The sequence below is a fragment of the Micromonospora sp. WMMD737 genome (genome assembly GCF_049179055.1).
Classification (GTDB): domain Bacteria; phylum Actinomycetota; class Actinomycetes; order Mycobacteriales; family Micromonosporaceae; genus Micromonospora; species Micromonospora reichwaldensis.
The window spans coordinates 4,519,641-4,531,378 of sequence record NZ_JBMHMH010000001.1; the positions used below are offsets into that span (position 1 = coordinate 4,519,641).

At 76.4% G+C, this 11,738-nt stretch carries 7 protein-coding genes; 4 read left to right on the top strand and 3 right to left on the bottom strand.

Annotated elements, in window-relative coordinates:
- Positions 1-7 precede the first annotated feature (7 nt).
- The gene (locus ACN27A_RS19780) at positions 8-1,078 is read right to left on the bottom strand and encodes a zinc-dependent metalloprotease (protein ID WP_421455571.1); all 1,071 of its coding nucleotides are present in this window, start codon (positions 1,076-1,078) and stop codon (positions 8-10) included.
- A gap of 208 nt (positions 1,079-1,286) precedes the next feature.
- A complete protein-coding gene (gene dacB / locus ACN27A_RS19785; protein ID WP_421455574.1) occupies positions 1,287-2,726 on the bottom strand; it encodes a D-alanyl-D-alanine carboxypeptidase/D-alanyl-D-alanine endopeptidase in 1,440 nt (479 codons plus the stop codon).
- 627 nt (positions 2,727-3,353) lie between these two features.
- Here dacB and ACN27A_RS19790 point away from each other — a divergent pair.
- A complete protein-coding gene (locus tag ACN27A_RS19790) occupies positions 3,354-3,860 on the top strand; it encodes an inorganic diphosphatase (protein ID WP_101413075.1) in 507 nt (168 codons plus the stop codon).
- A 34-nt stretch (positions 3,861-3,894) separates the two neighbouring features.
- Here ACN27A_RS19790 and eccD read toward each other — a convergent pair whose 3' ends face one another.
- Positions 3,895-5,295 (bottom strand): type VII secretion integral membrane protein EccD, encoded by a 1,401-nt coding sequence (eccD, locus tag ACN27A_RS19795; protein WP_421455577.1) that lies wholly within the window; start codon positions 5,293-5,295, stop codon positions 3,895-3,897.
- Between the two features lie 101 nt (positions 5,296-5,396).
- Between eccD and eccCa the strand changes: the two genes are divergently transcribed.
- The 3 genes from eccCa (at position 5,397) to ACN27A_RS19810 (ending at position 11,738) form a co-directional block, all read left to right on the top strand.
- Positions 5,397-9,359 carry a type VII secretion protein EccCa gene (eccCa, locus tag ACN27A_RS19800; RefSeq protein WP_421455580.1) on the top strand — a complete coding sequence of 1,321 codons (3,963 nt, stop codon included), beginning with the start codon at positions 5,397-5,399 and terminating at the stop codon, positions 9,357-9,359.
- 74 nt (positions 9,360-9,433) lie between these two features.
- Entirely contained in the window at positions 9,434-10,840 is a 1,407-nt protein-coding gene (mycP, locus tag ACN27A_RS19805; protein WP_421455583.1) for a type VII secretion-associated serine protease mycosin, read from the top strand.
- A 124-nt stretch (positions 10,841-10,964) separates the two neighbouring features.
- Entirely contained in the window at positions 10,965-11,738 is a 774-nt protein-coding gene (locus ACN27A_RS19810; protein ID WP_421455586.1) for a phosphatase PAP2 family protein, read from the top strand.

An 11,738-nucleotide genomic window follows, 5' to 3' on the forward strand; every position in this document is an offset into this window, starting at 1 on the left:
CGTACGGTCAGCCGGCGGTCGGGGCCGGGCCGACCGGCCCGTGCACCCGCGCCACCCAGGCGTCCGGGTCTCCCAGCTCCTCCAGCCGGGGCAGGGTGAGCGGCGAGTCGAAGATCTTGTTGAAGCCCGCCATGCCGACCCGGTCCACGACGCCGTGCACGAACTTGCGGCCCTCGGCGTACTGGCGCATCTTGACCTCGATGCCGAGCAGCCGGCGGATAGCCTTCTCCAGCGGGTTGCCGGCCTCCCGGCGCCGGTTGAACGCCGCCCGGATCTGATCCACGCTCGGGACGACCTGCGGGCCGACGCCGTCCATGACGAACTCGGCGTGCCCCTCCAGCAGGGTCATCAGCGCGGTGAGCCGGTCCAGCACGGCCCGCTGCCCCGGGGTCTGGACGATGTCCAGCACGCTCGTGCGGCTCTCCGGGTCCTTCACCGCGTCCGAGAGCGTGGCGACGCCCCGGCGCAGCCGCTCCAGCAGGTGCTCGCCGCCGCTGGACGACGCGTCCACGAAGGCCTGCACCTCGCTGAGGAAGTACGCCCGCATCCACGGCACGGCGGTGAACTGGGTGCGGTGGGTCACCTCGTGCAGGCAGACCCAGAGCCGGAAGTCGCGCGGGTCGGCCCCGAGCTTGCGCTCCACCTCGACGATGTTCGGCGCGACCAGCAGCAACTGCCCCGGGTCGGCGGAGAAGACCTCGTACTGGCCGAGGACCCGGCCCGAGAGGTAGGCCAGCACGGTGCCGGCCTGCACGCCGGTGACCCGGGAGCCGATCGCCTCGGTCAGCGCGCCCGGCTGCTTGTCCTTGGTGAGCCGGCCGACCAGGGGGGTGATCACCTCGCGCAGCCCGGCGATGTTCGTCGCCGCCCAGTCCCGCCGGTCCACCACCCGCACGGGCGGGTGCGACACCTGCGAGCGGAGGCCCGTGTAGTTCGCGACGTGCCCCGCCGCCTCGTCGGTCAACCGCCGCAGGTCACTGACCACGTCGGTGGCCTCGGTGTACGAAACCCGGGGGCCCGACTTGCTCAGCGCCCCCGCGGTCGCGGCGGCCAGATCCCAGTCCACGAACTGCGCCATGCACCCCACCGTACCCGCGCCGCGACACCCCGGCCCGGGCTCGCGCGGCGATCGACGCCCGTCCCGCCCGACGCGGTCCCGTCCGGGCCCGGCACCGCGTGACGCCGGTCCCGCCCAGGCCGGCGCGCGTCGCCCGTCCCGCTCAGGCCGGCGCGCGTCGCCCGTCCCGCTCAGGCCGGCGCGCGCCGCCCGTCCCGCCAGGCGGCGGTCAGCGGCAGCCGCAGCCGGCCAGGGCGGCGCCGATCCGGTCCAGCGCCCCCCGGGCGGCCGTCAGCCCGTCGGGCGGCACCGCGTCGGTGAGCACGGCGAAGGTGAGCAGCCGCCCGTCGGCAGTGCTGACCAGGCCGGCGACGGCGTGCACCTTGGTCAACGTCCCGGTCTTGGCCCGGACCACCCCGGCACCGGCCTTCGTCGCCGCCGTCTCGTAGCGGTCGGCGAGGGTGCCGGACCAGTCGGCGACGGGCAGGCCGCCGAAGATCGCGGCCAGCTCGGGGCGGCTGCCGTCGCCGGCGAGCGCGATCAGGTCGGTGAGCAGCGAGGGGCTGATCCGGTTGCTGCGCGACAGGCCACTGCCGTCGGCGAGGGTGAGTTCGTCGGCCGGCAGGCCGAGCTCCCCCGCGACGGCGTCCATCGCCGCCCCGGCGCCGGCGAACGAGGCGGGCTGGTTGCGGGCCAACGCGACCTGCCGGGCCAGCGCCTCGGCGACGATGTTGTCGCTGTCGCTGATCATGATGTCGACCAGCCGGACCATCGGCAGCGACTCCACCCTGCCCAGCTCCGCGCCGGGTCCCGGGGCGGCTGCGGGGGTGGTGCCCGCGTCGGCAGCGGGGGCGGAGCCGGCGGGGGCCGTGCCCCGGGCGACCGCGCCGGCCGGCACGCCGAGCAGCCTGGCGAAGGCCCTGCCGGCCGCGAGGTCGGGCTGGGACACCCGCTCGGCCCAGTGGTTGCCGGCCGCCTCGTCCTTCTTCGCGCGGCTCACGTCGCTGCGGGCCCCGTCGGTCATCAGCGCCGTGATCGCCCCGCCGTAGCCGCCGGTGGGGATGTCGTCGTCCCAGCCCGGCTCGAAGAGCGGACCGTAGTAGAGCGACGAGTCGACAGTCACCTTCGTCGGCTTCGTGCCGCCGAGGGCGTCGCGCACCTGACCGGCGAGGTCGTCCAGCCGGGCCGCGCCCGGGTAGAAGCCGTTCTTGTCGACCGCCAGCGTGGGGTCCCCGCCGCCGACGATCACCACCTCGCCCGGGGTCGCGCCGGCCACCGCCCGGGTCGGGATGCGGTACGCCGGACCACGCGCGGCGAGCACCGTGACGCCGGTGACCAGCTTGGTCACCGAGGCGGGCACCGTGCCGTCGTCCTCGCCCCGGCCGAAGAGCGGCTGGCCGGTGGTCACGTCGGCCACCGAGACGTGGACCCGGTCGCCGAGGGCGGGCACGCCGACGAGGGGGGCGAGCGCGGCGCGTACGCCCTCGGGGGTCGGCATCGGGGCGTTCGCGTCCGCGCCGGCCAGCACCGCCACGGGCGCCGGTTCCGCCGCCGTCTCGGCGGTCCCCCGGTCGGCGGGCTCGGTGCCCAGCCAGTCCGCCACCGGTCCCGGACGGACCACGGCGATCCCGACGGCGGCCAGCACCAGCACGAGCACCGCGGCCAGCACGACGGGCAGGGTCCGGCGGCCGCGGGAGGCCGGCGCGGGCGGCGCGGCGGGGTCGCCCGGGCCGGATGGACCGCCGGGGCCGGATGGACCGCCGGCGGGTCGGTTCGCGGCGGCGGCCCAGAGGTCGGTCGAGCCCGACGAGGGATCCGGGCCGGAGGCGCCGGTCGGGCCCGTCGGGCCCGTTGCGCCAGACTGGCCGCCCGGATGGGTCGGGGCGCCCGCCCCAGCCGGACCGGCCGGGCCACCGGGAGCCGTCGGACCGTCAGGACCGGTCGCTGCGTCGGCGCCGGTCGGGGCGTCGTTGCCCGGGGACGGGACCGGCGTCAGGGCAGGATCGCCCGGGGACGCGGGCGGGTGGGGAAGGTAGGCGTCGGGCACCGGGAACCGCCCGGTCGCCTCGCCGGAAGCAGATCCTCCGGTACCCCGTCCAGCGTCGGCATCCGGACGGTAGTGTGAATCTTCCCTCCCCACGGCCCCCTCCTCGCCCCGTGAAAATCTGCTTGGGTGACACTACTTCGGTCCGAACACTATGCGGCGGCCGGAGCCCGCGGGTGGGCATTCACCCGTGCGGGAGCGGCGAGCCGCTGGTTTCCGTTGGCCAGCGTGGGCAAACGAGGGAGCGTGCAGATGGATTTCGACGTGACGGTTGAGATCCCCAAGGGTCACCGCAACAAGTACGAGGTCGACCACGCGACCGGCCGGATCCGGCTGGACCGCACCCTCTTCACCTCCACGCAGTACCCGGCCGACTACGGCTTCATCGAGGGGACACTGGGCGAGGACGGCGACCCGCTGGACGCGCTCGTGCTGGTCCCCGAGCCCACCTTCCCGGGCTGCCTGATCCGGTGCCGCACCATCGGCATGTTCCGGATGACGGACGAGAAGGGCGGCGACGACAAGGTCCTCTGCGTGCCCTACGAGGACCCGCGCCAGGAGCACCTGCGCGACATCCACCACCTCGGCGAGTTCGACCGGCTGGAGATCCAGCACTTCTTCGAGGTCTACAAGGACCTGGAGCCCGGCAAGTCGGTCGAGGGCGCCACGTGGGTGGGTCGGATCGAGGCCGAGGCGGAGATCGTGGCGTCGTACCGGCGCGCCAAGGAGGCCGAGGCGCGCGGCGAGTCCACGCACTGACCCGGCACAGACCACCGAAGGGCCCGGGGGCCGCTCAGCCGAGCAGCCCCCGGGCCCGTTCGTACAGGTCGAGCACCGCGCAGGCGACGGGCACCACCGAGACCACCAGGGCGGTGTCGGTCAGGTCCGCGATCCGGCCGACGTACGGGGAGACCGGGCGGCGGGCGTACGTGGTGCCGGCGACCACCGCCACGAGGGCCAGCGCCAGACCGCCGACGACCAGCGCGAGGCGACCGGTCGGGCCGGAGCGGTCGACGAGCACGGCGCCCAGCACGGCGTACCCGGCGAGGCCGGCGGCGACGGTCGGCACCCGGTGGCGCAGGGACACGAACAGCCGGGACCGGAGCAGCAGCACGGCCGCGGCCACCGCCACCAGCAGCCGGCCGGCCGTCCCGCCGGAGAGGCCCAGCACCACCGCGGCGGCGACCGCCAGCACGGCGTGCCCGAGCAGCATCCCGGTGAGCATCTCCTCGGTGCGGGCCACCGCCGCGTAGACCCGGTCCCGGTCCGGCAGGTCGCGGACCCGGTCGGCGTCGCCCGGCTCGCCGGTAGGCAGGGTGATCGGGGGCAGCGGCACCTTGCCGAGCCGGATGGCCAGCAGCGGCACCGCCCCCACGGCGAAGACCAGCGCGCAGAGCAGGACCGCCGCCGTGCCGGCCGGGCTGAGCAGCAGTCCGCCGAGGGCCGCCAGTGCGCCCACGAACCCGGCGGTGGCGCCCGCCACGAAGACCCGCAGCCGGGTGGCGACGCCGACCAGCCCGAGCACCGACACCAGCAGCAGCGCCACCGACCCGGCTAGCAGCTCGGGCGCGCCGACCCAGCGGAGCCCCGGGACCGACCCGACCGGATCGCCGGAGCTGACCGCCAGGGCGCCCGCCGCCGCCGCGTAGGGCAGGGCGTAGCCGCCCAGGGTCGCGCCGGCGGCCCCGTCCGCGTGGGCCCGGGACGCCACCACCCCGGCGAGAACAAGCAGAAGCGCCACCACGGCGGCGGCCGGCCAGGCCGACCCGTACGCCGGCCCGCCGGCCGCCACGGCGAGCAGCCCGACGGCCAGCGGCACGGCGGCCCCGGCGAGGGCGGCGGCCCGGGTGGCGGCGGGTGACCACGCCCCGCCGCGCCGCCGGGCGCCGTCGGCGATCGCCTCGACCACGTCGTCGTACTCCAGCTCGGGCCACTGCGCGCGGGCCGGCACCAGGTGCAGCACCTCGCCGTCGCGGATCCCCTGCGGCAGCAGGGCCTGGGCGGTGGTCAGCACCGCGCCGTCGGTGCGCCGCAGCACCCAGCCGCCGTGCCGCTCGCCGTCGTCGGCGAGCCCCTCGCCGGCGTGCCGCAGCACCTCGGGCAGCAGCTCGGCCAGGGGCACCTGCTCGGGCAGTGCGACGTCGACCCGCCGCTGGGGGGCGCTGATGGTGACCCGGGCCAGCCCGATCGTCATCGACTGATCTCCATGTTCGGCGGGGTTGGTGGCTGCGCGGACGACAGGACTTTACCTACCATGAGCCAGGCTCGGGTTACCGAGCGCTGTCGGGAGGTCTAGTGTCCACTGTCGTCATCAAGCGGCCGCCCCGCCGGCCGGCGCCGGAGATTCCGGTGGGTGAGCTGCCGGTGGACGCGCCGCCGGAGATCCCCGCCGTGGCCGGCGGGCGCTGGCAGCAGCTGCTCATGGTGCTGCCCATGCTCGGCGGCACCGTGGCGATGGCGATGATGTTCGGCCGCGGCGGGGGCGCCTACTCGTACGTGGTCGGCGGGATGTTCGGGCTCTCCTCGCTGGCCATGCTGGTGACCTCGTGGGGCAGCGCCTCCGGCACGCCGAAGAAGTCGGAGATGATGGCCGCCCGGCGGGACTACCTGCGGCACCTGACCGTGCTGCGGCGCCGGGTCCGGCAGACCGCCGGGCAGCAGCGCGCCGGGCTCTACTACCGGCACCCGGATCCCGGGCGGCTCTGGTCGACCGTCGACAGCCACCGGGTCTGGGAACGCCGCCCCACCGACCCGGACTTCGCGGTGGTCCGGGTCGCGGTCGGCCCGCAGACCCTCGCCACCCCGCTGGTGCCCCCGGTCACCCGCCCGCTGGAGGAGCTGGAACCGATGACCGCCGGCTCGCTGCGCCGGTTCCTGGACGCGTACTCCGTGGTGCCCGACCTGCCGGTGGCGCTCTCGCTGCGCAGCTTCGCCCGGGTCTTCGTACGCGACGTCGGTCCGGCCGGCGACGGGCCAGCCGCCCAGGCGCTGGCCCGGGCGATGCTCGCCCAACTCGCGGTCTTCCACGCCCCGGACGAACTGCTCGTCGCCGTCTGCGCCGGGCCTGAGCGGCGGGCCGCCTGGGAGTGGGTCAAGTGGCTGCCGCACGCCCACCACCCCACCCGCACCGACGCGCTCGGCCCGGTCCGGCTGGTCACCAGCGCGGGGGCCGAGCTGGAGGGGCTGTTGGACGAGGTGCTGGCCAGCCGGTCCCGGTTCAGTCCCGCCGGCCCGGCCACCGACGGCCCGCACGTGGTGGTGGTGCTCGACGGGGGCGACCTGACCGGCGCCACCGACCTGACCGGCGACGGCGGCATCGACGCGGTCACGATCATCGACCTGGACACCCCGCCACCGCGCCTGCTGGACCGGTTCGCGCTGCTGCTGGAGCTGCGCGGGGGCCGGCTGCACTCCCACTCCGCCGACGGGCACGCCGAGGTCGGTACGGCGGACCGGCTGGACCTCGTCGACGCGGAGGCCGTCGCCCGGCGGCTGGCCCCGCTGCGGCTGGCCACGGCGGCACGCGGCCCCGACGCCCCGCCGGGCGCGGAGCTGGGCCTGCCCGAGCTGCTCGGTCTCGGCGACCCGGAGAGCTTCACCGCCGAGCAGGGGTGGGCGCCCCGGTCCGCCCGGGAGCGGCTGCGGGTGCCGATCGGGGTGGGCACCGACGGCGGCGCCATCGAGCTGGACCTGAAGGAGTCTGCGCAGGACGGGATGGGGCCGCACGGCCTGCTGATCGGGGCGACCGGCTCCGGCAAGTCCGAGCTGCTGCGCACGCTGGTGCTCGGGCTGGCCGCCACGCACAGCTCGGAGCAGCTCAACTTCGTACTGATCGACTTCAAGGGCGGCGCGACCTTCGCCTCGTTCGACCGGCTGCCGCACACCGCCGCGGTGATCACCAACCTGGCCGACGCGCTGCCGCTGGTCGACCGGATGGTCGACGCCATCAACGGCGAGCTGGTCCGCCGCCAGGAGCTGCTGCGCCGGGCCGGCAACTTCGCGAGCCTGCGCGACTACGAGCGGGCGCGCGCCGCCGGCACCCCGCTCGCCCCGCTGCCGTCGCTGCTGTTGATCTGCGACGAGTTCTCCGAGCTGCTCTCGGCCAAGCCCGACTTCATCGACCTGTTCGTGCAGATCGGCAGGCTGGGCCGGTCGCTCGGCGTGCACCTGCTGCTGGCGAGCCAGCGGTTGGAGGAGGGGCGGCTGCGCGGGCTGGACACCCACCTGTCGTACCGGATCGGGTTGCGGACCTTCTCGGCGCTGGAGTCCCGCACGGTGCTCGGGGTGCCGGACGCGCACGAGCTGCCCCGCTCCCCCGGCCACGGCTACCTGCGCTTCGGCACCGAGCCGCTGGTGCGGTTCAAGGCCGCGTACGTCTCGGGGGCGCTGCGCCGGCGCGGTGCGGCGCCCGGCGCGGGCGGCACCGGCGCCCCGCGCCTGCTCGCCTTCTCCACCCACCTCGTGCCCAAGCCGGAGCCGGTCGGGCCGCCCGCCCTGCCCGCGACGGCCGACGAGGGCGGCACGGAGAGCCTGCTGGAGCTGATGGTCGACCGGCTCGCCGGGCAGGGGCCGCCCGCCCACCAGGTCTGGCTGCCCCCGCTCGGCCGGGCACCCGCGCTGGACGAGCTGCTCGGACCGGTCGGCGTGGACCCGGCGCGCGGTCTCACCTTCGGCAACCCGGAGCTGCACGGCGCGCTCCAGGTGCCGGTCGCGGTCGTCGACAGGCCCTTCGAGCAGCGCCGCGACGCGCTCTGGCTGGCGCTGGACGGCGCCGCCGGCCACGTCGCGGTGGTCGGCGGCCCGCAGAGCGGCAAGTCGACAGCGCTGCGCACGCTGATCTGCGCCCTGGCGCTCACCCACACCCCGACCGAGGTGCAGGTCTACTGCCTCGACTTCGGCGGCGGCGGGCTGGCCGCGCTGCGCGACCTGCCGCACGTCGGCGGGGTCACCGGCCGCGCCGACCCGACGGCCGTCCGGCGTACGGTCGGCGAGATCGCGACCCTGCTCGTCGACCGGGAACAGCGCTTCGCCGAGCTGGGCGTGGAGTCGATGGCCGCCTGGCGGCAGCGCCGGGCCGCGCTCGCGGGCACCCGCCAGCCCGGGGCCGACCCGTTCGGCGACGTGTTCCTGGTGGTGGACGGCTGGGCCACGCTGCGCGGCGAGTACGACGACCTGGAGCCCCTGATCACCGACCTGGCCACCCGTGGGCTGTCGTACGGGGTGCACGTGGTGGCGACGGCGGTGCGTTGGCTGGACTTCCGGCCGGCGATCCGGGACCTCTTCGGTTCCCGGTTGGAGCTGCGCCTCGGCGACCCGGCCGACTCGCTGGTGGCCCGCCGGGCGGCGGCGAACGTGCCGGAGAAGACCCCCGGCCGGGGCGTCACGGCGGAGAGCCTGCACTTCCTCACCGCGCTGCCGCAGCTCGCCGCCTCGGGCGGGGACACCACGGATCTGGTCAAGCGGTCCGCCGGGGGCTGGGCCGGCCCGGTCGCGCCCCCGGTGCGGCTGCTCCCGCCGGTGCTCCCGTACGCCGAGCTGGACCTGGCCGCGGCCACCGGGTTGGGCATCCCGGTGGGGATCGCCGAGGCGGACCTGCGCCCGGTGGTGCTGGACTTCGCCACCGAGCCGCACTTCGTGGTCTTCGGCGACGCCGAGTGCGGCAAGTCGTCGTTCCTGCGCGCGCTGGCCACCTCGATCATGACCCGGTTCACCCCGGAGCAGGCCCGGGTCATCCTGGTCGACTACCGCCGCAGCCTGGTGGACCTGACCGAGTCGGCGTCGGCGCACCTGATCGGCTACGGCTCCGCCGCGGCGCACACCACCGACCTGGTCGAGTCCGCCGCCGGCTACATGGCGGGGCGGGTGCCCGGGCCCGACGTCACGCCCGCGCAGCTGCGGCAGCGGTCGTGGTGGTCCGGGCCGGAGCTGTTCGTGCTGGTCGACGACTACGACCTGGTCGCCGGCGGGCCGTCCAACCCCCTGCGCGCCCTGGAGGAGCACCTGCCGCACGCCCGGGACGTCGGGCTGCACCTGGTGCTCGCCCGCCGCTCGGGCGGCGCCGGACGGGCCCAGTACGAGCCGCTCGTGCAGCGCCTGCGGGAGCTCTCCACCTCGGGGCTGGTGATGGCGGGCAGCCCGGAGGAGGGGGCGCTGGTCGGCCCGGTCCGGCCCGGTCCGCTGCCCCCGGGGCGCGGCCGGCTGGTCACCCGGCGCGAGGGCGTACGCCTCGTCCAGTTGGCCCATCTGCCGCCGCCGTGACCGGTGTCCCGGGAACGCCCCGCAAGGCGGCGAGGAACCGGTAATCTCCGATCGTCATGTTTGCGTCGCGATGAATGCCTGAGGATGTGACGACCGTGCGGCACAGCTGTCCGCCAGCGGCTCGGCGGATCGCCGGACGTACGTTGCTCGGTCTGGCGGCCGCCGTCGTGTCGGTCGCGGGTCCGGGCACGGCGGCCGACGCCGCCCCTCCGCAGCCCGCCGCCCGGCCGGTCCTCGACCCGCCGGCCGTCGTCGTCCCGGTGGCGCTCGCGGCGCCCGACAGCAAGAACCGCCCCGACCAGGTCCGCGACGAGCAGTGGCAGCTCGACGTGTTGCAGGCGAAGACCGCGTGGCGCAGCTCGACCGGGCGGGGGGTCACCGTCGCGGTGATCGACTCCGGCGTGGACGCTGCCCACCCCGACCTGGCCGGCCAGGTGCTGCCCGGCCTCGACCTGGTCGCGCCCCGGGGCGCCGCCGGCGACCCCGATCCGGTTGGCCACGGCACCACCGTGGCCGGGCTGATCGCCGGCCGCAACGACGACGTGCGGGGGGCCGTCGGCCTGGCGCCGGACGCCCGGATCCTCCCGGTGCGCGTCCTCGACGCCGAGAACCGCTACGACGACGCCCTGATCGTCGCGAAGGGCGTGCGCTGGGCCGTCGACAACGGCGCCCGCGTGATCAACCTGTCCCTCGGCGGCAGCGGCGACAGCCCCGCCCTGGCGGCGGCGCTCGACTACGCCTTCGCCCGGGACGTCGTCGTGGTCGCCTGCACCGGCAACCTGGGCAACTCGTCCAACGCGAAGGTCTGGTACCCGGCCCGCGAGCCGGGCGTCATCGCGGTCGCCGGGTCGGAGCGCGACAGCGACAACCTCTGGTCCGGTTCGATCACCGGCCGGGCCACCGTGCTCACCGCCCCCGCGACCGGCCTGGTCGGGGCCCGGCCGGGCGGCTACTGGCGGGTGCAGGGCACCAGCTTCGCAGCGCCGTTGGTCGCCGCCACCGCCGCCCTGGTGCGGGCCCGCTATCCGGAGATGTCCGCCGGCGACGTCGTCAACCGGCTGCTCGCCACCGCCCGCGACATCGGCCCCACCGGCCGGGACGACCGTTTCGGGTACGGCATGGTGGACCCGGTCGCCGCGCTGGACGCCGAGGTGAGCCCCGTGGGCCGCAACCCGCTGGACGACGACTCCTCGCCGGGCGTGGTCGGGTTCGGCCCGGCCCCGGGGGCGGCGCAGCCCGACGTCGCGGGGGTCGGCGGCGACCCGCGCGGCTTCACGGTGCCGCGCCAGCAGTCCCGGTGGGCGGCGCAGCCGGCGGGCGCGCAGGAGGAGACCACGCCGGAGCAGCTGTGGACCGGGGCCGCGTTCTTCGTCGCCCTGCTGACCGGGGCGGCGTTGATGGTGCGCCGGTTCCGTCAGTGGACCCCGCTGGCCTCGCCCCGGCGCACCACCGGGACGTGGCGTCGCCCGCCGGCGCCCTGACCGGCCGGCCCGGTCGACGTCGCCCTGCCGGGAGGAGCCGCCGTCGCCCCGCGCGGGCGACCGTCCCAGGGTGGACGCCCCCGAACGGGTCTGACCGGGCCGCGTCCCGGGTAGGACCACTGTCATGAGCCCGTCCGGCCCGCGTACCCTCGCCACCCCGCCGCGCTCCTCGTGGCGGGGCCGCCGCCTGCACCCGGACCACGCCCGGGGCCTGCGGCTGACCCTCGCCGCGGCGGCCGCGTTCCTGGTCGCGGTGCCGTTCACGCTGCTGGCCGTCCTGGTCCTGGGAGACTGGTCCCCCCTGCGCCGGCTGGACACGGCGGTCACCGACGCGCTGGTCGGCTACGCCGCCGACCACCCGGCGTGGGTACGCCTGATGACCCTCTGGACCGACGTGTTCGCCCCGATGCCGCTGCGCGTCGGCGCCCTCGTCCTGGTCCTCTGGCTGGTCCGCCGGGGCGCCCGGCAGCTGGCGGTCTGGGTGGCCGTCACCATGACCGTCGGCGGCCTGCTCAGCCCGCTGCTCAAGCTGCTCGTCGGCCGGCCCCGGCCGGACCTGCCGGACCCGGTGGCCGAGGCGCCCGGCCTGGCCTTCCCGTCCGGGCACGCGCTCAACGCCGCCCTCGCCGCCGGGGTGCTGCTGGTGGTGTTCCTCCCGTACGCCCGGCCGGCCGGGCGCCGGCTGGTGTGGGCGGCCGCCCTGCTGCTCGCCCTGGTGACCGGGTTCAGCCGGGTGGCCCTCGGCGTGCACTGGACCAGCGACGTGCTGGCCGGCTGGCTGCTCGGCGCGGCCGTGGTGGCCGCGACCGCCGCCGCCCTCACCGTCTGGCGGGCCGACCCGCCCGGGCGCCCGGCGCCGCCCACGGGTCACGGGCCGGCGGCGGGTACGGGGAACTGA